This window comes from Micromonospora sp. H33 (assembly GCF_052068455.1).
In the GTDB taxonomy this organism is placed as follows: domain Bacteria; phylum Actinomycetota; class Actinomycetes; order Mycobacteriales; family Micromonosporaceae; genus Micromonospora.
This window is the reverse complement of record NZ_JBQHDE010000004.1, coordinates 411,783-433,444: the sequence shown is the minus strand read 5'-3', so window position 1 is coordinate 433,444 and position 21,662 is coordinate 411,783. Positions and strand designations below refer to the sequence as shown.

Here is a 21,662-nt window from a genome sequence, read left to right as displayed (position 1 = left end):
CGGCCGACCCGGCGGCCTGTGGAACGTCGGGCGGGTCCCCGGTCGCTGCCGACGGCGCAGTGACCGCCGGGTCCACGTTCGCCGGGTGCACCCCCGCCGGGTCCGTCCCCGCCGGGTCCACGTTCGCCGGGTCGACTCCCGCTCGGGAAGGAGCGACATCTGTCGGTGCCCGGCCTCGTGGGGCCGGTGCGGCGGCCTCGACGAGGGCGGCGGCCTGGTCGGCGCGGAGCACGGTGGGCAGCTCCCGGTGCGCCCGGGGGCTGGTCAGCGGTGCGGCCACGTCGGTCGGCAGCAGCCCACGACGGTGCGCCCAGGCGCTGAAGGTCCGAGCCGCGGCCGCCCGCCGGGCGAGCGTGGACCGGGCGGCCCCCATCGTCCGCTGCCGCGCCAGCCAACTGCGAACCACGGCGAGATCGAGGTCGGCGGGACTGCTGCCACCGCCCCGTACGGCGTGGTCGAGCAGCGAGACCACGTCCGTGACGTACGCCCGGATGGTGTGGGCGGAGCGGTTGCGAACCTGCGCCAGGTGGGTGGCGAACTCGTCCACCGCCTCGCGCATCGCTGGCGGCAGTGCCGCGTGCAGGGCACGCGTCGCCCGGCTGTCCCGTCGACTCACGTGCCGGCCCCGACCGCGCCCACCGGGTCCGGACCGACCACACCTGGGCCCGGCGCGCCCCGACCCGCTCCGGCCGGGTCCACCGCCGCCGAAGTGACCCCACCCAGGTCCGGCGCGCCCGGGCCAGCTCCACCCCGGCCGACCGCGCTGGGCGCCATCTCGGCCGGCCGGGCTCCGCACTCCTTGTCGGCGCGCACCCGTACAGCTTACGGTCGGTGCATCCGCCGTCGACGCTGCCGGCGGTCGCTGGTGGACGCACGTCAGGCGACAGGTGTGTCCACCCGGGACCGTGCGGACACGGTGTGCCGCGCGGTCCGCCACGGCTTCGGACGCGACGGGCGGAGGCACCGCGTGGGGCTGGATGTCGTTCTCTACCGGGCGCTGCCCGCGGGCAGTCGACGCGTCTCGTACGTCCCGGTGCGCGTGGTGCCGGACAACGACGACACACTGCTGGAGCTGCTGGACCGGATCCGGGGCGCCGGTCGGACGCCCCTGCTGGACCGGCTGGATCCGGTCGGCGACCAGGCCTTCGACGCGCGGTCGGTGCCGACCCTCCTCGAAGAGTTGCGCTGCCTGGCGGACGTGGCGGGATCCGAGGTCGAGGCGGCCCGTGTCCGTAGTGTCGTCGCGCTCGCCCGGCGCTGCCTGCGCGAGCCCGGCACCGAGATCCGCTTCGAGGGCGACTGAGCGCGGCCGCGGTCATGGCCCGCCGGCACCGCCGGTCGCCGTCAGCGCGGACGCGGCACCGCGCCTGGGCGGCGCGCCGACCACGTACCCGCCGTCACGCCGGACGACCAGGCCCAGCTCCTCCAGCAGGGCCAGCTTGCGCAGCGCCGTCCGGACCGCCACGCCGGACCTCGCGACCACCGCGTCGACACCGGTCACACCCCGGCGGGGCAGCGACTCCAGCACGGCCGTCGCCTCGTCGTCGAGCTGGTCCCTCGGCAGCTCGGGGCCTCGGGCGGGCGGTGCGAGGTCGTCGCCGATCCGGCCCACTTCCTCGAGCACGTGTGCCACGCCGGCGACCAACCGCGCGTCCGGCTCATCCCGCAGCAGCTCGTGGGCCCCGACCGACATGACGGAGGTCACCGGGCCGGGCACCACCATCGTCCGGCGGCCGATCGCCAACGCGCGCCGGGCGGTCTGCGTGGCACCGCTGCGCGCCGACGCCTCCACCACGACACTGCCGCGCGTCGCGGCGGCGATGACCCGGTTGCGGATCAGGAACCGGGGCCGCAGCGGCTCCGCCCCCGGGGCCCATTCGCTGATCAGCAGCCCGGTTTCGGCGATGCGGTCGAAGAGGGCGGCGTTGCCCACCGGGTACGGCCGGTCCAGGCCGCACGCCAGCACGGCGACGGTCAGCCCACCGGCGCTCAGGGCGCCCCGGTGCGCCGCGGCGTCGATGCCGAACGCCCCGCCGGAGACCACCGTCCAGCCCCGCTCGGCCAGCCCGTACGCCAGCCCGGTGCCCACGTGGACGCCGTACCCGGTGGCGGCGCGCGCCCCCACCACCGCCACCGACCGGTCCAGCGCCTCGCCCAGCGGCCAGGCGCCGCGCACCCAGAAGCAGAGCGGCGGGGCCGTCTCCCGGTCGACCTTGCGGGTCGCCCCCACCAGCACGAGGTCGCGGAGATCGCCCACCGGTGCCGGCCACTCCTCGTCCGCCGGTGTCACCAGGCGGGCGCCGAGTCGGTCCGCCCGCCCGAGCGCCTCGGCGGCCACCGCCACGGGGTCGCCGGCCGCGAGACGGGCCGCCACCGTCTCCCGCAGCGCCTGCTCCGGCGCGCCCCCGTCCAGCAGCAGGGCGAGGGTGGCTACCGCCCCCCGCTGCTCGACAAGGCGGAACACCGCCCGGGTGCCCGGCTCGGTGAGCCAGGTCAGCGCTACCCGGGCGAGCCGGTCGTCCTCCCCGCCGGCAGTCGACGGAGGCATACCGCGTGGTGCGGGGTGGATCGTCATGTCACCTCTCCTGTCGTTTTCCGCGGCCTGTTGCCGTCACCGTGACGACCGCAACCTGTCTCCCTCGGCGACAGCCGCGTGTCCTCGCGGTGTGCACGGGTGCTCACAGCGCCTCCCCGGTGCGTAGCCCGATCGCCTCGCGGACGTCGTCGGCGTCCGGGCGGTCCCGGCCGTCCAGGTCGGCGATGGTCCAGGCGAGCCGGAGCACCCGGTCGAACCCCCGGGCCGAGAGCGAGCCGGCGTCGAGCCGGGCACGCAGCTCCCGCGTGTCCGGCGCCGGCAGGCACCATGGCGGGCGACGCAGCACCGGGCCGGGCAGTTCCGCGTTGATGCGACGGCCGAGACCCGACCAGCGTGCGGCCGCCGCCGCCCGGGCCGCCGCCACCCGGGAGGCCACGGCGGCCGAGGACTCACCGGAACCGGCGACCTCCGTCAGCTCGGCCGCGCGGACCGGCTGCACGGTGACCTGCACGTCGATCCGGTCGAGCAGCGGGCCGGAGAGGCGCCCCAGGTAACGCCGGCGGGTCAGGGGCGAGCACTCGCAGGTGACGTCCCCGGACGGCTTCGCGCAGGGGCACGGGTTGGCGGCCAGGACGAGCTGCACCCGGGCCGGGTACTCGGCGGCGCCGCGGGATCGCGCCAACCGGACCCGGCCGTGCTCGAGCGGCTGCCGCAGCGCGTCCAGCGCGCCCTTGGCGAACTCCGGCGCTTCATCCAGGAAGAGAACCCCGCGGTGGGCCAGCGAGACCGCGCCCGGACGGGCGAGGCCGGAGCCCCCGCCCACCAGAGCCGGGACGGTGGCGGTGTGGTGCGGCGCCTGGAAGGGCGGCCGGCGGATCAGCTGCCCGCCCGGTGGTATCAGCCCCGCGATCGAGTGCAGCGCGGTCACCTCCATCGCCGCGTCGTCGTCCAGCTCGGGAAGGACCGACGGGAGCCGTTCGGCGAGCATCGTCTTGCCCGCGCCCGGCGGCCCGAGCAGCGCCAGGTGGTGCCCGCCGGCGGCCGCCACCTCCAGGGCCCGGCGCCCCAGGAGCTGACCGGCCACGTCGGCCAGATCGGGTACGGGCGGTGCCGCGGCCGGCGCGCCCTGCGGCGGCTCCAGCAACGGGCTCCCCTCGGTGACGAAGGTGACCAGCCGGTGCAGGGTGTCGACGGCGCGGACCCGGACCCCGGGGATCACGGCCGCCTCGGCTGCGTTCTCGACCGGCACGATCACCCGGTCGTGGCCGGCGCGGGCCGCGGCGGCGACCATGGGCAGGACTCCGCGGACCGGGCGGACGGTGCCGTCCAGACCCAGCTCGCCGAGGACCACCACCCGCTCCAGGGGCAGCAGCGGCAACTCCCCGGCACTGCCGAGCACCGCCGCCGCGATCGCCAGGTCGAAGGAGGATCCGTACTTGGGCAGGGTCGCGGGGAGCAGGTTGATGGTGATCCGGCGGTTCGGCCACGTCCGGCCCGAGTTGACCACGGCGGCTCGTACGCGGTCCCGTGCCTCGTGCAGGGCGGTGTCCGGCAGGCCCGTGATCGCCACCGTGGGCAGGCCGGACGCGAGATCCGCCTCGACCTGCACCACGTGCCCGGTGACACCGACCAGACCCACGCACAGCACCCGGGCGTAGCTCACCGGCGTACCCCCATCTCAGAACGCCCCCTTCAGGTGCTCGACGCGGGCCGGGCCGGCGCCGCTGAGGCGGACCGCCACCACGTCGAACCGCACCTCGTCGGCGGTCGTGCCGGTCTCGGCCAACCAGCGGGCGGCGAGGCCGCGCAACCGGCGGGCCTTGGCGCGGACCACCGCCTCGGCCGGCGTGCCGAAGTCGTCGGTGCGCCGCGTCTTCACCTCGCAGATCGCGAGCACGGACCCGTCCCAGGCGATGATGTCGATCTCGCCTTCCGGGCAGCGCCAGTTGCGTGCCACGGGCCGCAGGCCCGCACCGATCAGATGCCGTACGGCACAGCGCTCTCCGTACGCGCCGACCGCCTGGTTCCGTCTGCTCATGCCCGGCACGCTGCCCCGGACGCCGCACCCGCCGCCGCCCCGTCCCGCCGACCTGTGGACAACGAGGTCCCCTGTGGACGACCGGACGATCATGCCTTCGCTGTGTTATGGGGAGGCGCGTCGTCCCTGGTCACCGGAGACCGGCGAACGGCGGCCGGACCGGGTCGGTCCGCCACGCGTGGCGGAAACCGCGAGGGCACACGGGTGCCCCCGCTACGAGTGGGAGCCGGCCGAGGTGCGGGACTGGCCGGTCTACCGGTACCCGGACGAGGTGTGGCGCGACCCGCCGTACACCCTCGGCGCCCGGCACGACGACCTGCGCGCGGACCTCGCGGCGGAGCTGGACCGGCTGATCGGCCACGAAGGGTGAAGCGCGCTCTTCCGCCACTGTGCCCTGGTGAGGTGGGGCGCCGGCGAATGGCGCCCGCGCAGCCGGTCGCATACGGTGCCGACGTGGACGGACGACGGAGCTATTCCGAAGATCAGGAGTCGCGTTGGTATTCCGGTGACCGGGAGCGGGGCTACGGGGAGCCGGCCTGGCGTGGCGCGGGTGAGAGCCGCTACCGCGAGGACGACCTCCGTGTCCCCGAGCAGGGCGGCGGGGAGGCCCGCTACGGGGACGCGGCGGGTGCCGGCCGTGGACGCTTCCCGAGCCCGGAGGACTCCGGCGCGTTCCGCATCGGTGAGGACGACTCGGGACGTTTCAGCGCGGTGAATGCGTACGGGGACAGGCCGGTGGAGACCGAGGGGCACCGGTCGAGGCGGGCCGACAGCGGTCCGGAGGTCTCCGGCGAACTGCCCACCGACCGGCCCGGCCGGCGGTCCCGGGAGGGGCGCGATCCGCTGGCGTCCTCCAGCGCCGACGCGTTGGGCGGGGCCGGCCCGGTCGATCCGGCCCGGGCGGGACTGGGCGGCTACCCCGTCGTGGAGCCCAACCGCCCGGCCGCCGAGACGCCGCACCCGCTGGAGATGCCGACCGGGCCGATGCCGCCGGTCGGGCCTCGGGGTGACCTCGCCCCGGGCACGGTGATCGCCCCCGGGGCCGGCGACGGGGTCTACCGGACCCGCCGTCCGGCGCTGGCGGTGCTCTTCGCGGTGCTGGTGCTGGTCTTCGAGGTGCCGGCGCTGCGGGTGCTGCTCATCGGGGTGACCGGCGACCCGGTCTCGGCGGCGAACGTGGTGGCCGGGACGTTCCTGGTCGGCGGTCTGCCGATCTTCGCGATGGGCCTGTACGGGTTGCGGACCGGCGGGCTGTCGCTGGCTGACGGGAGCCGGGGCTGGCTGCGCCCGCCGACCGCCTACCTGACCGTCGGGCTGGTGCTCTTCGTCGCGGCGGCGCTCGCGGTCGGCTGACCCCGGCGGTCGCGGAAGCCCCTTCCGCAACGTCAGGCGTCGACGAGGGGTCCTTCCTTACTCCCGGGCACGGGGTGGTCGGGAAGGGGCGTACACTGGTCGACTGGCGACCGCCTCGCGCGGTCGACCTCGCGCGCCCTCTCCACGGTTGGTCGTGGGGCGACGGCCTCCCTGGTCCCGATCTTGGTCGGGCCCTTCCTGGCCGGCGACCGGGCGCCAGGACGTCCGGCCGCCGGCCGGGCGTGACAACCAGGGACGCAAGGAGTACCCCACCATGGCCGTCGTGACCATGCGTCAGCTGCTGGAGAGCGGTGTCCACTTCGGGCACCAGACCCGGCGCTGGAACCCGAAGATGAAGCGCTTCATCTTCACCGAGCGCAACGGTATCTACATCATCGACCTGCGCCAGACCCTCGACTACATCGAGAAGGCGTACGGCTTCGTGCGCGGGACGGTCGCCGAGGGCGGCTCGATCCTCTTCGTCGGCACCAAGAAGCAGGCCCAGGAGGCGATCGCCGAGCAGGCGACGCGGGTCGGCCAGCCGTACGTCAACCACCGCTGGCTCGGCGGCATGCTGACCAACTTCCAGACGGTGTACAAGCGGCTCCAGCGGATGAAGGAGCTGGAGGCCCTGGGTGACCTGAGCGGCACCGCCGCCGGTTACACCAAGAAGGAGACCCTGCAGCTCTCCCGCGAGAAGGAGAAGCTGTCCCGCACCCTCGGTGGTCTGCGGGACATGCAGAAGCTCCCGGCCGCGATCTGGGTGGTCGACACCAAGAAGGAGCACATCGCCGTCGACGAGGCCCGCAAGCTGGGCATTCCGGTCATCGCGGTGCTCGACACCAACTGCGACCCGGATGAGGTCGACTACCCGATCCCGGGCAACGACGACGCGATCCGGTCGGCCGAGCTGCTGACCAGGGTCGTGGCCGCCGCCGTCGCCGATGGCCTGATCGCCCGTTCCGGCCGTCGTCGGGGCACCGACGAGAAGCCGGAGCCGGGTGTCGCCTCGGACGAGCCGCTGGCCGAGTGGGAGCGCGAGCTGCTCGAGGAGCCGAAGAAGGCCGAGGAGCAGCCGGCGGCCGCCGCCGCGGAGTGACCGTGCGCCGCTTCCTCGCCGTCCGGTCCGCCCGGACGGCGAGGAGCGGCGGGCAGTTCGGGCAGAACCGGCCCGGATCCGGGTAACCGCCACCTCAGACCATCCCACCCGCAGTCTCAACACCGAAGAGAGAGCCATGTCCAACTTCACCGCCGCGGACGTCAAGAAGCTCCGCGACCTGACCGGCGCCGGCATGATGGACAGCAAGAAGGCGCTGACCGAGGCCGAGGGCGACTTCGACAAGGCCGTCGAGATCCTGCGCGTCAAGGGCGCGAAGGACGTCGGCAAGCGGGCCGGCCGGACCGCCGCGAACGGCCTCGTCGCGCACTCCGGCAAGGCCCTGCTGGAGCTCAACTGCGAGACCGACTTCGTCGCCAAGAACGACAGCTTCATCGCGCTGGCCCAGCAGCTGGTCGAGCACGGCGAGCGCAGCGGCGCGAGCACCGCCGAGGAGCTGCTGGCCACCGAGATCGACGGCAGGACCGTCGCGGACCTGGTCCAGGAGCAGTCCGCCAAGATCGGCGAGAAGCTGGTGCTCAACCGGTTCGCCAAGCTGGACGGCACCGTCGCGGTCTACCTGCACCGCAAGGCGCAGGACCTGCCGCCGGCGGTCGGCGTGCTGGTGCAGTACACCGGCAAGACCGACGAGGCGGGCGACGCCGACGCGCGCGGCGCGGCCATGCAGATCGCCGCGATGCGGCCGCAGTACCTCAAGCGCGACGAGGTGCCGACCGAGGTCGTCGAGTCCGAGCGGCGCATCGCCGAGCAGACCGCCCGCGAGGAGAACAAGCCCGAGGCGGCGCTGCCGAAGATCGTCGAGGGCCGGGTCAACTCCTTCTTCAAGGACTTCGTCCTGCTGGAGCAGGCGTCGGTCACGGACAACAAGAAGACGGTGCAGAAGGTGCTGGCCGAGGCCGGCATCGAGATCACCCGGTTCGTCCGGTTCGAGGTCGGCCAGGCCTGAGCCGCTCCACGGGCGCGTGAACACGCCCGTGGGAGGGAAAGTGGACGAGGAGGTCGCCGGTGTACGTGTCAGGCACCGCGGCCTCCTCGTCACATAGGGTCTGTGGCGAAGTCCCGGCGCGGCCGGGCTGCGACTTCGACGCGGGCCCCTAGGGTCGGTCACGGCAGTTTCGCGGTACGCGGCGCGGGGCGCCGCATGGTGAAGGGCGGGGCGGATGACGCAGGTTGTGAGTGACCGGAGTCTGGCGGCGGACGATCCGACGGCGCCACCTCCCGGTCGGGCCCGCCGGGTGGTGCTGAAGCTCTCCGGTGAGGTGTTCGGCGGGGGCGCTATCGGTGTCGACCCGGACGTCGTCCAGGCCATCGCCCGGCAGATCGCCACGGTGGTCCGGCGCGGGGTGCAGGTCTCGGTGGTGGTCGGCGGCGGCAACTTCTTCCGCGGCGCGGAGCTGCAGAAGCGCGGCATGGACCGGGCGCGGGCCGACTACATGGGCATGCTCGGCACGGTGATGAACTGCCTCGCCCTCCAGGACTTCCTGGAGAAGGAGGGCATCGAGACCCGGGTGCAGAGCGCCATCACCATGGCCCAGGTCGCCGAGCCGTACATCCCGCTGCGCGCCATCCGGCACCTGGAGAAGGGCCGCGTGGTGATCTTCGGTGCCGGTGCCGGCATGCCGTACTTCTCCACCGACACCGTCGCCGCGCAGCGCGCCCTGGAGATCCGGGCCGACGTGGTGCTGATGAGCAAGAACGGCGTGGACGGCGTCTACACGGCCGACCCGCGCATCGACCCGACCGCCAGCAAGTTCGACTCGATCACCTTCTCCGAGGTGCTCCGCCGCAACCTGCGGGTCGCGGACGCCGCCGCCTTCAGCCTCTGCATGGAGAACGGCCTGCCGATGCTGGTCTTCGGTGCCCAGGGCGACGACACCATCATCCGGGCCGTGGGTGGCGACAAGATCGGCACCCTGATCACCACCTGAGCGGCCGACCTCAGCGGTCCTCCGACACGACCAGCCACGACGAGCACAGAAGGAGGCGAGGAGACCGGTGATCGACGACACCCTCCTCGAGGCCGAGGAGAAGATGGAGCGTGCCATCGAGCACGCCAAGGAGGAGTTCGGCGCCATCCGTACCGGTCGCGCCAACGCCGCCATGTTCTCCAAGATCATCATTGACTACTACGGCAGCCCGACCCCGCTGCCGCAGATGGCATCCATCGGCGTGCCCGAGCCGCGGATGGTCATCATCAAGCCGTACGACAACTCGCAGATCAACGCCATGGAGAAGGCGATCCGCGACTCCGACCTCGGCGTGAACCCGAACAACGAGGGCAACCAGCTGCGCATCCTGCTCCCCCAGATGACCGAGGAGCGCCGCCGCGAGATGATCAAGGTGGCCCGGCACAAGGGTGAGGAGGCCAAGGTGGCCGTCCGCAACATCCGCCGCAAGGCCAAGGAGGAGCTGGACCGGCTGGTCAAGGACGGCGAGGTCGGCGAGGACGAGGGGCGCCGCGCCGAGAAGGAGCTGGACGACCTGACCCAGCGTTTCGTCGCCACCGTCGACGAGCTGGTCAAGCACAAGGAAGCCGAGCTGCTGGAGGTCTGACCCCAGCGTCGTGGCACCGGCGTGCGCCCCTCGTGGGCGGCAGCGCGCCGGTGCCACGACTGTTTCCGAGCCGCGGGCTCCCCGGCGGCTGTCGGCAACGTCCGCCCGGCCCGGCAGCTGTCGGCAACGTGCGTCGGCGGGTGTGGAAACGTCCGCCCGGGCCCGGCGGCAGCCGGGCGTCCACCCGGGCCGGCAGCCGGGAACGGTCCCGAGTGCCCGGCGGTGGGTGCAGTAGGCTCGGCACGATTCCCGGGCCACCGTGCGGTGAACGGCGGGGATCGGCCGGCCGACGTGCCGGTCAACCGAAGGGGATAGTCACTCGGGTAGGGGATGGTTGTGGTTGTGCGTCTGGTCGTCGGTCTCGTGCCACGTCCGCGCGGTGCGTGATGTCCCCCGTCGACCCCTACGGCAGCGCCGACCCCCGCGGCTGGGACCGGCCGGACGGGCCCGCCCTGCCCTGGCCCGACCATGACATCGAGCCCGGCCCGTGGACCCGTGGGCCCGCCGTCGCTCCGGATCTCCACGCCGACCCGCGCACCCGCCCGCCGGCCGACCCCGGTCGGGCGTACCCCGGGTACGACGACCGTGACCGCGCCCGCCCCTTCCGGGAGCCGGCCGGCCCCGGTGACCCGGCGTACGGCGGCCGGCCGGCAGCGGTGAACGGCCGCAACGGCCGCCACGGCCCTGCCGGGGACGATCCGGAGTACCCGACCGCGCAGCTGGAACCGGTCCGGGATGACGCGCCCCCGATGTCGGAGTACCCCACCACGCAGCTCGAACCGATCCGGGACGAGTCGGCCCCGGCCGCGTCGCAGCCGCCGTCGGGTCGGCGCCAGCCGGGCCGCCGCCGGGCCGGTGGGCCGAGCGCCCCGCAGGCGTCGTCGAGTCGTGCCGGCCGGAACCTGCCCGCGGCCATCGCGGTGGGCGTCGCCCTCGGCGCCCTCATCCTCGTGCCCTTGTTCCTCTACCCGCCGGCGTTCCTGCTGGTCGTCGCCGGCGCGGTGGCGATCGGCAGCTGGGAGACGGCCCGGGCGGCCCGCCGCGCCGACGCCCATCCGCCGCTGGTCCCGCTGATCGCCGGCGCGGTGCTCACCGTGGGGCTGGCCTGGTTCGCCGGCCCCGACGCGCTGACCCTCGGCCTGGCCGTCACCGTGCTGGGCTCGGTGGTGTGGCGCCTCGGGGACGGGCCGGCCGGCTTCCGGCGGGACGTCACCGCCGCCACCCTCATCGCGGTCTACGTGCCGTTCCTCGGCGGTTTCGCGGCGCTGCTGGCCGCGGTGCCGGACGACGGCCCCCTGCGGGTGCTGGCGACCCTGGTCGCCGTGGTGCTCTCCGACACCGGCGGGTACGCGGCCGGCGCCAACTTCGGCAAGCACCCGATGGCCCCGACGATCAGCCCGAAGAAGTCCTGGGAGGGCCTGGCCGGGTCGGTCGGTGCGGCGGCGTTCGGCAGCGCGGTGCTGCTCTGGCTGCTCTTCGACGTCCCCCTCTGGTGGGGGGCCCTGTTCGGGGTGGCGGTCTCCGCCGCGGCCGTGCTTGGCGACCTGGCCGAGTCGATGGTCAAACGGGACCTCGGCGTGAAGGACATGAGCAACCTGCTGCCCGGGCACGGCGGCCTGATGGACCGGCTCGACTCGATCCTCTTCGCCGCCCCGACGGCGTATCTGCTGCTGGCGGTCCTGGTCCCGGTGGCGGGCTGAGTCGTGGATCACGCCCCGCTGGTGCTCCCGTCCGTGCGGTCCGGCTCGATTCGGCACCTCCGGACGGGTGCGTCCAGCGCCGGGCGTGACAGACTGGACGCGCCATGACGAGCCTGCCCCTGACCCCGGTCAACCTCGACGCCCCCGCACGCCGGGCGGCAATGCCCCCACAGCACCTCGCCGACCTCGACCTCGCCGGCCGCCAGGCGTTGGTCGCCGAGTTGGGGGAGCCCCGGTTCCGGGCCGGGCAGGTCTCCACCCACTACTTCGGGCGCCTCGTGCGCGACCCGCGGCAGATGACCGACCTGCCGGCCGCGACCCGCGACAAGCTGGCCGAGCAGCTGCTCCCCACGCTGCTGACGCCGGTGCGGGAGCTGGCGTGCGACGACGGCGCGACGCGCAAGGCGCTCTGGCGGCTGCACGACGGCTCGCTGGTCGAGAGCGTGCTCATGGGCTACCCGGACCGGGTCACGGTCTGCATCTCCAGCCAGGCCGGTTGCGGAATGGCGTGTCCGTTCTGCGCCACCGGCCAGGCCGGGCTGACCCGCAACCTCTCCACCGCCGAGATCGTCGACCAGGCCGTCTACCTGGCGGGCGTGGCCGCCTCCGGTGCGGTCGCCGGGTCGCCGCCGCGGCTGTCGCACGTGGTGTTCATGGGGATGGGCGAGCCGCTGGCCAACTACAACCGGGTCGTGGCCGCGATCCGGCGGCTGGTCGCCCCCGCCCCGGAGGGGCTGGGGCTCTCCCAGCGGCACATCACCGTTTCCACGGTCGGGCTGGTGCCGGCCATCCGCCGACTGGCCAGCGAAGACCTCTCAGTGACCCTTGCTTTGTCGCTGCACGCCCCCGATGATGAGCTGCGCGACGAACTCGTGCCCGTCAACCAGCGCTGGAAGGTGTCCGAGGTGCTGGAAGCGGCCTGGGAGTACGCGGCCCGCACGGGACGTCGCGTGTCGATCGAATACGCGATGATCAAGGACGTGAACGACCAGCCGTGGAGAGCCGATCTGCTCGGGCGGCTGCTGGCCGGCAAGCTGGCCCACGTGAACCTGATCCCGCTCAACCCCACTCCGGGCAGCCGCTGGGACGCGAGCCCGAAGCCGGTCGAGCGGGAGTTCGTCCGGCGGTTGCGCGACGCCGGGGTGTCCACGACGGTGCGGGACACCCGGGGTCGCGAGATCGACGGAGCGTGTGGTCAGCTCGCCGCCGCGGAGGGCAGTGAAACCGTTGGGACCGGGGAGACACCGTGACCGGGCGTAGCGAACGAGACCAGGAGACATAGTGGCGAGTCAGGGTCAGCGTTTCCGGCGCAAGGCGCTGCGCCGGGGATACAAGGTCGACGAGGTGGACGTCTTCCTCGACCGCGTCGAGGCCACGCTGGCCGGGCAGCCGGTCGGCGCGCCCGTGTCCTCGCAGGAGGTCCACGACGTGGTCTTCCGGGTCCGGTTCAACGGCTACGACGAGTGGCAGGTCGACCTACACCTCGACCGGGTCGAGCGGCAGCTCGCCGAGCTGGAGGAGCGCGGTGGCCTGGCCGGCCGTGGCGGTGACCCCCGCCTGCCCGACCGGCTCGGCCCGCCGGAGCGGATGGGGCCGCCGATGCGCGACGAGCGCGGCATGTCCCCGGTGCCGCAGCCGATGCCGCCCCGGGTCATGCCGGCGCAGCCCGGCCCGCCCGACCGCTACGGCCGGTACGACGAGCCCACCGGCGCCTTCGCCGGCGGCTACGACGCGCCCCGCGGCGGCTACGAGCCGCCCCGCGGTGGCCCGGGTTCCCCGATGGGCCACGGCGCGCCGCCCCGCGGCCTGCCCTCCGGGCCGGGTGGCTACGGCCCGGACTCCGGCCCCGGCGGCTACGGCCCGGACTCCGGCCCTGGCGGCTACGGCCCGGATTCCGGTCCCGGCGGCTACGGCTCGGACGAGCAGCGCTTCGACGGCTTCGAGGCCGGCCGGCACGGGCGCACCGACATGACCGCCGAGATTCGCATGCCCGACCGGGGCCGCGGCATGGGCGGTCCGCCCGCGCAGCCGCAGCCGGGCTTCGGCGGCCCGATGGCGGGCCCGCCGGTTCCCGGCCCGCCCGCGATGGCCGGCCCCCCGATGGCCGGCCCGCCCGGCAGCGACCTGTACCGGGTCGACCAGATCCGCCGCAGCTTCCAGGTGCGCCGCTTCGGCAGCGGGTACGACCCCGACCAGGTCGACCGGTTCTTCGAGAGCCTGCTCGGCGGGATGCAGGGGCGGAACCCGATGCCGGTGAACCCCCGCGACCTGGACACCCTGCGCTTCGGTCTGGTGCAGGGCGGCTACTTCGAGGCGGAGGTCGACGCCGCCCTCAAGGACGTGCAGGACATCCTGCTCGGTCGCTGACCGCGCACGTGCAAGGGCCCGCTCCCGACCGGGAGCGGGCCCGCAGCACTTGTCTCGCCGGCGCGGGCGCCGGACCTACGACCGCAGCCCGTTGCGCCGCAGCACGGCGTCGCCGATGACGATGGCCAGCAGTGTGACGGCGAGGCCGATCAGCCAGATGTCCTCGACCCTGCCCTCGTGGTTGCCGCAGAGCATCGCCAGCAGCGCCAGCGCGACGACCACCGCGCCGATCCGCCCGGACTTGCGGTGCCCCGGCTTGTGCTGGTCCGGCGACGTTACCGGCTCGCTTCCTGCCACTGTCGGTCCTTCCCTCGCGATCGGATCTCCGGTTAGTCTGGCACGCCCCGCGCCGGGCCCGGCGCTGGGTCCGACCTGATGGGGGGCGCATGACCCGCGACGACGACCGGGCGCTGTACGAGCGGGCCCGGCAGGCCTGGGAGGCGCAGGACTGGCCGGTCGCCGCGGAACTGTGGGAGCGCCTGGTGCGGCGGTATCCGGACATCCCGGAAGCCGAGGCGTGGTGGTACAACGCCGCGCTGGCCCACAAGTTCCTCCGGAACTGGGCGAAGGCGTACGAGCTGGGTCGTGAGGCGGCGGCCCGGGCCGAGCGCGGCACCGAGGACCCGGCGTACTGGAACCTGGGCATTGCGGCGACGATCATGGGTGACTGGGCCACCGCGCGGGACGCGTGGCGGGGGTACGGGCTCACGCTGCCCGACGGCGCGGGGGAGATCGTCGAGGACTTCGGCGTCGCCCCGATCCGGCTCGACCCGGCCGGCCGGGCCGAGGTGGTCTGGACCCGCCGGCTCTGCCCGACCCGGGCCAAGGTGCTCAACGTGCCCACCCCGGAGTCGGGGCGACGGTTCGGAGAGATCGTCGTGCACGACGGCGCGCCGAACGGCGAGCGCCAGGTCGACGGGCAGACCTTCCCCGTCTTCGACGAGCTGCTGCTGTTGCGGGAGTCACCGCTGCCCACCAGCAGCGTCCGCATCGCGGCCGCCACGGTCGACGACGTGCACGCCCTGGTGGCGGTCTTCGCCGAGCGCGAGTACGGGGCCGAGCCGGCGAGCGGCGTACGGGCGATCTGCGCGTGCTGCAGCGAGGGCAGCGTCGCCGCCGACCCGAACCACGCGGTGCACGGGGAGCAGTGGGTGAGCCTCGCCGCGCCGCCGGACGAGATCCCCGGGCTGCTCGACGGCTGGCGTGCGGCCGCGCCCGACCGGCGCTCCTGGACGGGGCCGACCGGGGGGTGACCTGCCGTCGGGCGCCTCGCCCCGGTACTCCCGGCGTCGGCGGGCGGCGGGCGGAGCGGCTCCGGTAGCGTTTCCGCGTACACCTTGTTTGTCGTTCTTAGGGGGAACTGCGGTGCGAGTGACCGGTACCGGGCACGCGAGCATGCGGATCGACACCCCCGCGGGCAGCATCCTGTGCGACCCGTGGGTCAACCCGGCGTACTTCGCCTCGTGGTTCCCGTTCCCCGACAACTCCCAGCTCGACTGGGACACGCTGGGCGACGTCGACTACCTCTACGTCTCGCACCTGCACCGGGACCACTTCGACGCCGCCCACCTCAAGCGGTACGTGTCGAAGAAGGCCACCGTCCTGCTGCCCGCCTTCCCCACCTCGGAGATGGAGGACGAGCTGCGGGAGCTGGGCTTCACGCACTTCCTGAAGGCGCCGAACGAGGAGGTCGTCGAGCTGGACGGCGGCCTCAAGGTGATGATCCAGGCGCTGACCAGCCCGACCGACGGCCCGATCGGCGACTCGTCGCTGTGGGTGGAGTACGACGGGGTCCGGCTGCTCAACCAGAACGACGCCCGCCCGACCGACCTCAGCGTCTTCGCCGAGCTGGGCCACGTGCACGCGCACATGCTCCAGTTCTCCGGCGCGATCTGGTACCCGATGGTCTACGAGCTGCCGCAGGCGGCGAAGACCGCCTTCGGCAAGCAGAAGCGGGACCGCCAGTTCGACCGCACCTGGCGGTACATCGACGACCTGAAGGCCGACCACGTCTTCCCGATCGCCGGCCCGCCGTGCTTCCTCGACGACACGCTGTGGCAGTTCAACGACATCCACGGCGACGAGGGCAACATCTTCCCCGACCAGTCGGTCTTCATGTCCGAGTACGCGAAGGTCGGCGGCACCAACGGCGTGGTGCTGCTGCCCGGCAGCGTCGCCGAGGTCACCACCGCGTCGTGCGAGACCACGCACCCGGTGCCGGTCGAGGAGTTCTTCGCGAACAAGGTCGCCCACCTGGAGGAGATGCGGGAGCGCAAGCGCCCGATCATCGAGGCGGAGAAGGCGTCCTGGCGGCACCCCGAGATCGACCTGCTCAAGGAGATGCAGCGTCGCATCGAGCCGCTGCTGGACGAGTCGATCTACATCGCCAAGGGGGTCGGCGGCCCGGTCCGCTTCGACCTGGTCGGCTACGACGGCGAGAGCGTCGAGTCGATCGTGGTGGACTTCCCCGGCAAGCAGGTGCGGCCGTACGCGGACGAGAAGGTGCGCTACCGGTTCCGCACCGAGCGGGCGCTGATCGAGCACCTGCTGCACATCGGCGAGGTCGACTGGGTCAACTCGCTCTTCCTCTCCTGCCGCTTCTCCGCGGCCCGGATCGGCCAGTACAACGAGTTCGTCTACTCCTTCTTCAAGTGCCTCTCCGAGGAGCGGCTCCAGTACTCCGAGGGCTGGTACGACGAGCACGAGCGGGCCGTCGACGCCGAGGACATCACGCTCGACGACTGGGTGGTGCAGCGGCGCTGCCCGCACCTCAAGGCGGACCTGAGCCGGTTCGGCGTCATCGAGGGCGACCAGCTCACCTGCCAGCTGCACGGGTGGCGCTTCGACCTGCCCAGCGGCCGCTGCCTGACGAGTGTGGGGCACAAGATCCGCGCCCACCGCGTCGACGAGCAGACCCCCGCCCCCGCCGGCGAAACTCTCACCTGACCCACGTGGTCCGCCCCGGTGGGCGACCATGCAGGTGTGGCGCCCTCGAAGCGGTCCGGACCCGACGGGACCCCGCGGCCTGGCGAGATGGCGCGGGACCGCTCCCGGGTGGAGTCGTTCAGCGACGGGGTCTTCGCGGTCGTCCTGACGGTGATGGCCGTCGAGCTGCTCCAGAACGGCCCCGCCCGGGCGGATGGGAGGGAGCTTGCCGAGGCACTCTTCCAGGCCTGGCCGACCTACCTGGCGTACGTGATCACCTTCGTGATCTCCGGCCAGATCTGGCTCGCCCATCACAACATGTGGCGGTACGTGGTCCGGGTCGACCACACGCTCCTGGTGTTGAACCTGCTTCTGCTGCTCTTCGTGGCCGCGATCCCGTTCACCGCCGACCTGCTGTCGGACCATCTGCGCGGCGACACAGCCGAGCAGCGGCTGACCGCCGCCCTCTACGTCGGCACCTTGCTCGGTGAAGCGCTCTTCTTCAACCTGAGCTGGTGGTGGGCCAACCGCCGGCGACTGCTCCACGCCGACCTGGATCCTCGGCTGGCCCGGACGCTCTCGTGGCGGATGCGGCTGCGCCCACTGCTCTTCGTGATCGCCTTCGCGGTCGTCTTCGTCGACCCGATCGTCAGCCTGCTCCTCTACCTCGTGATCGTCGGCTTCTTCCTCGTCAAGGATCCCGGGGACGACCCTCGGGCCGCCACCCAGCCGGAGAAGGCGTCAGCGGCCTAGGTCGGCGAGGATCCGCCGGGCCGCGTTGTGGCCGGCGGCGCCGATGACACTGCCGGCGGGGTGGCAGCCGGCGCTGCCCGCGTACACGCCGTCGACCCCGGTCGCGTACGGCATCCGGTCGGTGAACGAGACGGTGTTGTCGACGTGGTGGATGTGCCCGCCGGTGATGCCGAAGTGCGCCTCGATGCCGGGCGGGGGCAGGGGCACCGCGTCCGCGATCAGGTCACCGGCGCCCGGGGCGTACCGTTCGCAGATCGCGACGAGCTTCGCCACGTACCCGGGCAGCGCCTCGTCCCAGGTGGTGCCGGCCAGCTCGTACGGCACCGACTGCACGAACAGCGCGGACGAGTGGTGCCCGGCGGCGTCGGACAGCGACGGGTCAACCGTGGTGTGCAGGTACCACTCAATCGTCGGCTCCTCCGGCAGTCGCCCGGCCTGGACGTCGGCCCACATCGCCCGCAGCGCGGCCATCGGGGACTCGCCCCCGTCCCCGCACAGCGACGCCGAGCCGGGCAGCAGGTGGATGGTCGACCCGAAGGGGCTCGGCGCGTCCTCCGGCAGGCAGGAGAAGCGTGGCAGCCCGGTCAGCGCCAGGTTGAGCTTCAGCGTGGTGCCGGGGCGGCGGACCGCCGCCATCCGCTCGGTGAGCGGCGCCGGGAGCGCGCCGTCGGGCAGCAGGTCCATCAGCCGGTACGGGTCGCAGGCCCCCAGGACCACGGACGCGGCCACCTCCCGTCCGTCGGCGAGCACCACGCCGGACGCGGCACCCCCGTCGAGGGTGATCGCGGTGACCGGCGTACCGGCGAGGATCGTCGCGCCGGCCGCGCGGGCAGCGTCGGCGAAGGTCCGGGAAACGGTGCCCATGCCGCCCTCGGCGATCATCCACGTGCCGTCCGAGCCGGGCAGCCGGCACATGTTGTGCACCAGGAAGTTGTGCCCGGTGCCGGGGTCGTCGGGGCCGGCGTTGAGGCCGGACAGGCCGTCGGTCACCGCGTACATGCTGACCAGCAGCTCGGAGCGGAAGTCGAAGCGGGCCAGGTGGTCGGCGACCGACCCGCGGACCAGGTCGACGAAGACCTGCCGCAGCGCCGGCCGCACGTACCGCTCGGCGGTCTCCTCCACCGGCAGCGGCTCGGCCAGCCAGGCCGGTGCCAGGTCCTCGCGCAGCGCGGCCAGTTCGGCCTGGAGCGCGTCGTCGGCGGCCACGTCGGCGGGGGAGAAGAACTCCGCGAGCTGCTTGCGCGTCGCGGCGGTGTCGCTGCCGAAAAGCAGGTACGGCGAGCCGAGCCCGCCCGGCGTGGGCAGGAAGTAGTGCGGGTCGCGGCGCAGCACGGGGATGCGGACGTCGAGTGCGGCGAGCAGCTCCGGCGGCATCAGCCCGAGCAGGTACGACCCGGTGGAGTGCCGCAGCCCCGGAACCTTCGGGAACGGCGCCTCGGTGCGGGTCGCCCCACCGATGACGTCGGCCGCCTCGAGCACCAGCACGTCCAGCCCCGCCCGCGCCAGCAGGATCGCCGACACCAACCCGTTGTGCCCCGCCCCCACGACGACGACGTCGACCCGCTGCGGAACCTGCTCTCCAGCCATACCCGGCACCTTAACCGGCCCTCAGCCTCTCCGACACCCCCGTTGATCATGGCATTGACGGTGGTCAGGGGGGATCCACACCGCTGTAGGTGATCGACGCAGGTCGGTGCGGAGGCGGAGGGCGCGACGGGTGGCCCGCCAGCCGCCATCCCGCGTTCACCGGATAGCGACTTCCATCGATGCCTCGTCGGCCCTAGCGTGGACGGGGCATCGACCGTCGAGCCCGGGAGGTTGTCCGATGGACCGTCGTACCGTCCTGCGCGCCACCGTCGCCGGTGGCGCCGCCTTCGCCGGCAGCCTCTGGGCCGGCGCCGCGCTGGCCGCCCCCGCCCAGCCGGGCCCCGGCCCGTACGGGGAACTGCTCGCCGCCGACGCCAACGGCCTCCAGCTCCCCGCCGGCTTCACCAGCCGGGTGATCGCCCGCGCCGGCCACCTGGTGCCCGGCACCGCCTACCTGTGGCACTTCGCGCCCGACGGCGGGGCCTGCTTCCCGGCCGGGGACGGCTGGATCTACGTCTCCAACTCCGAGATCCCGCTGGTCGGGGGCGCGTCGGCGGTGCGGTTCCGGGCGGACGGCTCGATCGCCACCGCGTACCGGATTCTCGGCGGCACCAACGTCAACTGCGCCGGCGGCGCGACCCCGTGGGGCACCTGGCTCTCCTGCGAGGAGGTGCCGCTCGGGCGGGTCTTCGAGACCTGGCCGGACGGCAGCCGGTCGGCCGAGGAGCGTACGCGGATGGGGCGGTTCACCCACGAGGCCGCCGCGTGCGACCCGGACCGGCGGGTGGTCTACCTGACCGAGGACGAGGGGGACGGCTGCTTCTACCGGTTCGTCCCGGACACCTGGGGCGACCTGCGCACGGGCCGGCTCCAGGTGCTGTGCGCCCCGGCCGACGTGACCTCCGGGCCGGTGACGTGGCGGGACATCCCGGACCGCGACGGCTTCCCGATCCCGACCCGCTGGCAGGTCGGTGCGGCCCGGCACTTCGACGGCGGCGAGGGCTGCTGGTACGACCGCGGCACCTGCTGGTTCACCACCAAGGGCGACAACCGGGTCTGGGCGTACGACGCGGTCAGCCAGCGCCTCGACCTCGCGTACGACGACTCGCTGGTGCCCGCCGGCACGGCTCCGCTGACCGGGGTGGACAACATCACCGGCACCCCGGGCGGGGACCTGTACGTGGCCGAGGACGGCGGCGACATGGAGATCTGCGTGATCACCCCGACCGGGGTGGTCGCCCCCTTCCTCCGCATCCTGAACCAGGGCGGCTCCGAGATCACCGGCCCCGCGTTCTCCCCGGACGGCACCCGCCTCTACTTCTCCTCTCAGCGCGGCACCAGCGGCGACCGGTCGGGCTCCGGCGGCATCACGTACGAAGTCCGCGGCCCATTCCGCCGCTGACGCCGTCGTCCCAGCCGCGCTCGTCGTCCCCGCCCCGCTCGCGTTGATCATGAAGTTATAGCTCCGGAGAACGCTTGCCCCGGCTATAACTTCATGATCAGCAGCGACAGGTCGTGGGCGCGTACCGGCCGGAAGGCGGCACCGGTGATCCGCTTGGTCCGCTCCCAACCGCCGCCCATCGGGTTCCTCTTCCCCGCCGGCCGCCCCGTCAGTCCTAGACTCGGCCGCCATGACCGTTGTCACGACGCCGCGCCTGACGATCCGGGAGTGGACCGACTCGCCGGTCGACCTGGACCGAATCTTCGACATCTACTCCCGCGACGAGGTGATGCGCTGGCTCGGCGGCGGGGCGGGGATCCTGACCGACCCGGAGCAGGCCGCCGAGCGGGTACGGGCCTGGCGGGAGCGGTCCGCGCCCTCCGGGGGCCGGTACGGCATCTGGGCGATCGAGGTACGCGACAGCGGCCAGGTGGCGGGCAGCGTGCTGCTCAAGCCGTTGCCGGGCGGGGACGGCCGCACGCCCACCGACGACATCGAGGTCGGCTGGCACCTGCACCCGGACTCCTGGGGGCACGGCTACGCCACCGAAGCGGCCCGCGCGATGGTCGCCCGCGAGTTCGCCACCGGCACCCGGGAGATCTACGCGGTGGTGACGCCCGGCAACGACCGGTCGATGGCGGTATGCCGGCGCCTCGGCATGTCCCACGTCGGCCGACGCACCGACTGGTACGGCGGCACCGAGGTGGAGACCTTCATCCTCGAGGCCCCAGTGGCGTGACCGCCCGGGCGTGTGTCCCGGCCGTTGTGACGCCGGGCCGCCCCGGTCCGGCTGCCGGGCCCGGGTCGTGCACCAGCCCTGCGCTGCTTGATCGACTCGATGCCGCCGGCACGCGTGACGGGGTCTGGCGGAGTCGGGGTGCGGGACAGCAAGGACCGGCAGGGGCGGGCACTACGGTTCGCGCCGCCGGCCTGGGCGGCGTTCGTGGCGGCGAGCAGGGCCGGAGGCTTCGATCGCCCAGGGCGGTGACCGCCTGGACCGGGTACGGCGTGGTCGTGTGTACCCGGCGGGTGTCGGCCTGAACCCATGACCACGCCGGGCCAGCTCTACCTCGCCGCCCAGCACCTGCCGGCGCAGGTGGACGCGGCCGACGCCTTCCCCCGTCCCGTCGCGATTCGGTCGGTCGGAAAGTCGACAATTGTCGCCGCCGTGCTGGCATGAATACTGCTCCGGCTACCGTCGTCGAATGCCGCCTGAGCTGCGTCGATGGTGCGTGCGCCGGTTGTCGTGGCGCCGCGTAGGCCCGGGCTGGCCCCTGTCTCGCCGCACCATC

23 protein-coding genes and 1 pseudogene are annotated in these 21,662 nt (G+C 73.4%); 17 read left to right on the top strand and 7 right to left on the bottom strand.

From position 1 onward, the window contains the following. Positions 1-84: 84 nt before the first annotated feature. Together ACTMS0_RS13815 and ACTMS0_RS13810 are read right to left on the bottom strand one after the other, a co-directional pair. A pseudogene (locus ACTMS0_RS13815) lies at positions 85-559 on the bottom strand (site-specific integrase); the annotation flags it as partial. A 53-nt stretch (positions 560-612) separates the two neighbouring features. After that, positions 613-813 (bottom strand): hypothetical protein, encoded by a 201-nt coding sequence (locus ACTMS0_RS13810; protein ID WP_441155543.1) that lies wholly within the window; start codon positions 811-813, stop codon positions 613-615. A gap of 154 nt (positions 814-967) precedes the next feature. Here ACTMS0_RS13810 and ACTMS0_RS13805 point away from each other — a divergent pair, with 154 nt between their 5' ends. Beyond that, the gene (locus ACTMS0_RS13805; RefSeq protein ID WP_441155542.1) at positions 968-1,303 is read left to right on the top strand and encodes a hypothetical protein; all 336 of its coding nucleotides are present in this window, start codon (positions 968-970) and stop codon (positions 1,301-1,303) included. Positions 1,304-1,315: 12 nt separating this feature from the next. Here ACTMS0_RS13805 and dprA read toward each other — a convergent pair whose 3' ends face one another. The 3 genes from dprA to ACTMS0_RS13790 form a co-directional block, all read right to left on the bottom strand. Further along, on the bottom strand, positions 1,316-2,575 hold the full coding sequence (gene dprA, locus ACTMS0_RS13800) for a DNA-processing protein DprA (protein WP_441155541.1): 1,260 nt from the start codon (positions 2,573-2,575) through the stop codon (positions 1,316-1,318). 103 nt (positions 2,576-2,678) lie between these two features. Further along, entirely contained in the window at positions 2,679-4,199 is a 1,521-nt protein-coding gene (locus tag ACTMS0_RS13795) for a YifB family Mg chelatase-like AAA ATPase (protein ID WP_441155540.1), read from the bottom strand. Positions 4,200-4,214: 15 nt separating this feature from the next. Further along, the gene (locus ACTMS0_RS13790; protein ID WP_441155539.1) at positions 4,215-4,574 is read right to left on the bottom strand and encodes a YraN family protein; all 360 of its coding nucleotides are present in this window, start codon (positions 4,572-4,574) and stop codon (positions 4,215-4,217) included. Between the two features lie 178 nt (positions 4,575-4,752). Here ACTMS0_RS13790 and ACTMS0_RS13785 point away from each other — a divergent pair, with 178 nt between their 5' ends. The 9 genes from ACTMS0_RS13785 to ACTMS0_RS13745 all read left to right on the top strand — a co-directional run bounded on the left by ACTMS0_RS13785 (position 4,753) and on the right by ACTMS0_RS13745 (position 13,664). Then, positions 4,753-4,944, top strand: coding sequence for a hypothetical protein (locus tag ACTMS0_RS13785; protein WP_441155538.1), 192 nt, complete (start codon positions 4,753-4,755; stop codon positions 4,942-4,944). A gap of 47 nt (positions 4,945-4,991) precedes the next feature. Then, positions 4,992-5,927, top strand: a complete 936-nt coding sequence (locus tag ACTMS0_RS13780) for a hypothetical protein (protein WP_441155537.1) — start codon at positions 4,992-4,994, stop codon at positions 5,925-5,927. Between the two features lie 274 nt (positions 5,928-6,201). Then, positions 6,202-7,026, top strand: a complete 825-nt coding sequence (rpsB, locus tag ACTMS0_RS13775; RefSeq protein WP_441155536.1) for a 30S ribosomal protein S2 — start codon at positions 6,202-6,204, stop codon at positions 7,024-7,026. A 136-nt stretch (positions 7,027-7,162) separates the two neighbouring features. After that, positions 7,163-7,990 (top strand): translation elongation factor Ts, encoded by an 828-nt coding sequence (gene tsf / locus ACTMS0_RS13770; protein ID WP_441155535.1) that lies wholly within the window; start codon positions 7,163-7,165, stop codon positions 7,988-7,990. A 214-nt stretch (positions 7,991-8,204) separates the two neighbouring features. Next, positions 8,205-8,972 carry a UMP kinase gene (gene pyrH, locus ACTMS0_RS13765; protein ID WP_350648226.1) on the top strand — a complete coding sequence of 256 codons (768 nt, stop codon included), beginning with the start codon at positions 8,205-8,207 and terminating at the stop codon, positions 8,970-8,972. Positions 8,973-9,039: 67 nt separating this feature from the next. After that, a complete protein-coding gene (frr, locus tag ACTMS0_RS13760; RefSeq protein ID WP_168000193.1) occupies positions 9,040-9,597 on the top strand; it encodes a ribosome recycling factor in 558 nt (185 codons plus the stop codon). 386 nt (positions 9,598-9,983) lie between these two features. Next, positions 9,984-11,297 (top strand): phosphatidate cytidylyltransferase, encoded by a 1,314-nt coding sequence (locus ACTMS0_RS13755; RefSeq protein ID WP_441155534.1) that lies wholly within the window; start codon positions 9,984-9,986, stop codon positions 11,295-11,297. 104 nt (positions 11,298-11,401) lie between these two features. Further along, on the top strand, positions 11,402-12,547 hold the full coding sequence (gene rlmN / locus ACTMS0_RS13750) for a 23S rRNA (adenine(2503)-C(2))-methyltransferase RlmN (protein ID WP_441155533.1): 1,146 nt from the start codon (positions 11,402-11,404) through the stop codon (positions 12,545-12,547). Positions 12,548-12,578: 31 nt separating this feature from the next. Beyond that, the gene (locus ACTMS0_RS13745) at positions 12,579-13,664 is read left to right on the top strand and encodes a DivIVA domain-containing protein (protein ID WP_441155532.1); all 1,086 of its coding nucleotides are present in this window, start codon (positions 12,579-12,581) and stop codon (positions 13,662-13,664) included. A gap of 75 nt (positions 13,665-13,739) precedes the next feature. Here ACTMS0_RS13745 and ACTMS0_RS13740 read toward each other — a convergent pair whose 3' ends face one another. Beyond that, a complete protein-coding gene (locus tag ACTMS0_RS13740; protein WP_441155531.1) occupies positions 13,740-13,961 on the bottom strand; it encodes a DUF2631 domain-containing protein in 222 nt (73 codons plus the stop codon). Between the two features lie 89 nt (positions 13,962-14,050). On the opposite strand from ACTMS0_RS13740, the gene ACTMS0_RS13735 reads away from it, so the two are divergent. The 3 genes from ACTMS0_RS13735 to ACTMS0_RS13725 all read left to right on the top strand — a co-directional run bounded on the left by ACTMS0_RS13735 (position 14,051) and on the right by ACTMS0_RS13725 (position 17,342). Continuing rightward, positions 14,051-14,917, top strand: a complete 867-nt coding sequence (locus tag ACTMS0_RS13735; RefSeq protein WP_441155530.1) for a tetratricopeptide repeat protein — start codon at positions 14,051-14,053, stop codon at positions 14,915-14,917. Between the two features lie 112 nt (positions 14,918-15,029). Continuing rightward, positions 15,030-16,610, top strand: a complete 1,581-nt coding sequence (locus ACTMS0_RS13730; RefSeq protein ID WP_441155529.1) for a Rieske 2Fe-2S domain-containing protein — start codon at positions 15,030-15,032, stop codon at positions 16,608-16,610. An 87-nt stretch (positions 16,611-16,697) separates the two neighbouring features. Beyond that, positions 16,698-17,342, top strand: coding sequence for a TMEM175 family protein (locus ACTMS0_RS13725; RefSeq protein ID WP_441155528.1), 645 nt, complete (start codon positions 16,698-16,700; stop codon positions 17,340-17,342). On the opposite strand, the gene ACTMS0_RS13720 is transcribed toward ACTMS0_RS13725, so the two are convergent. Beyond that, positions 17,331-18,929 carry a phytoene desaturase family protein gene (locus ACTMS0_RS13720; RefSeq protein WP_441155527.1) on the bottom strand — a complete coding sequence of 533 codons (1,599 nt, stop codon included), beginning with the start codon at positions 18,927-18,929 and terminating at the stop codon, positions 17,331-17,333. The genes ACTMS0_RS13725 and ACTMS0_RS13720 overlap by 12 nt on opposite strands. Positions 18,930-19,167: 238 nt before the next feature. On the opposite strand from ACTMS0_RS13720, the gene ACTMS0_RS13715 reads away from it, so the two are divergent. The 4 genes from ACTMS0_RS13715 (at position 19,168) to ACTMS0_RS13700 (ending at position 21,550) form a co-directional block, all read left to right on the top strand. After that, positions 19,168-20,331, top strand: a complete 1,164-nt coding sequence (locus tag ACTMS0_RS13715) for an alkaline phosphatase PhoX (RefSeq protein ID WP_441155526.1) — start codon at positions 19,168-19,170, stop codon at positions 20,329-20,331. A gap of 229 nt (positions 20,332-20,560) precedes the next feature. After that, entirely contained in the window at positions 20,561-21,109 is a 549-nt protein-coding gene (locus ACTMS0_RS13710; RefSeq protein WP_441155525.1) for a GNAT family N-acetyltransferase, read from the top strand. Positions 21,110-21,208: 99 nt separating this feature from the next. Then, on the top strand, positions 21,209-21,358 hold the full coding sequence (locus tag ACTMS0_RS13705) for a DUF397 domain-containing protein (RefSeq protein ID WP_441155524.1): 150 nt from the start codon (positions 21,209-21,211) through the stop codon (positions 21,356-21,358). Positions 21,359-21,415: 57 nt separating this feature from the next. After that, positions 21,416-21,550 (top strand): hypothetical protein, encoded by a 135-nt coding sequence (locus tag ACTMS0_RS13700; RefSeq protein ID WP_441155523.1) that lies wholly within the window; start codon positions 21,416-21,418, stop codon positions 21,548-21,550. Positions 21,551-21,662 lie beyond the last annotated feature (112 nt).

Bases quoted from the DNA above. Each gene is read 5' to 3' on its own strand.
- pyrH (WP_350648226.1), top strand. From the start codon at position 8,205: ATGACGCAGGTTGTGAGTGACCGGAGTCTGGCGGCGGACGATCCGACG.
- ACTMS0_RS13705 (WP_441155524.1), top strand. From the start codon at position 21,209: ATGCCGCCGGCACGCGTGACGGGGTCTGGCGGAGTCGGGGTGCGGGAC.
- ACTMS0_RS13720 (WP_441155527.1), bottom strand. From the start codon at position 18,929: ATGGCTGGAGAGCAGGTTCCGCAGCGGGTCGACGTCGTCGTCGTGGGG.
- rpsB (WP_441155536.1), top strand. From the start codon at position 6,202: ATGGCCGTCGTGACCATGCGTCAGCTGCTGGAGAGCGGTGTCCACTTC.
- ACTMS0_RS13725 (WP_441155528.1), top strand. From the start codon at position 16,698: ATGGCGCGGGACCGCTCCCGGGTGGAGTCGTTCAGCGACGGGGTCTTC.
- ACTMS0_RS13715 (WP_441155526.1), top strand. From the start codon at position 19,168: ATGGACCGTCGTACCGTCCTGCGCGCCACCGTCGCCGGTGGCGCCGCC.
- ACTMS0_RS13710 (WP_441155525.1), top strand. From the start codon at position 20,561: ATGACCGTTGTCACGACGCCGCGCCTGACGATCCGGGAGTGGACCGAC.
- ACTMS0_RS13780 (WP_441155537.1), top strand. From the start codon at position 4,992: ATGGCGCCCGCGCAGCCGGTCGCATACGGTGCCGACGTGGACGGACGA.
- dprA (WP_441155541.1), bottom strand. From the start codon at position 2,575: ATGACGATCCACCCCGCACCACGCGGTATGCCTCCGTCGACTGCCGGC.
- ACTMS0_RS13755 (WP_441155534.1), top strand. From the start codon at position 9,984: ATGTCCCCCGTCGACCCCTACGGCAGCGCCGACCCCCGCGGCTGGGAC.
- rlmN (WP_441155533.1), top strand. From the start codon at position 11,402: ATGACGAGCCTGCCCCTGACCCCGGTCAACCTCGACGCCCCCGCACGC.
- tsf (WP_441155535.1), top strand. From the start codon at position 7,163: ATGTCCAACTTCACCGCCGCGGACGTCAAGAAGCTCCGCGACCTGACC.
- ACTMS0_RS13790 (WP_441155539.1), bottom strand. From the start codon at position 4,574: ATGAGCAGACGGAACCAGGCGGTCGGCGCGTACGGAGAGCGCTGTGCC.
- ACTMS0_RS13735 (WP_441155530.1), top strand. From the start codon at position 14,051: ATGACCCGCGACGACGACCGGGCGCTGTACGAGCGGGCCCGGCAGGCC.
- ACTMS0_RS13700 (WP_441155523.1), top strand. From the start codon at position 21,416: ATGACCACGCCGGGCCAGCTCTACCTCGCCGCCCAGCACCTGCCGGCG.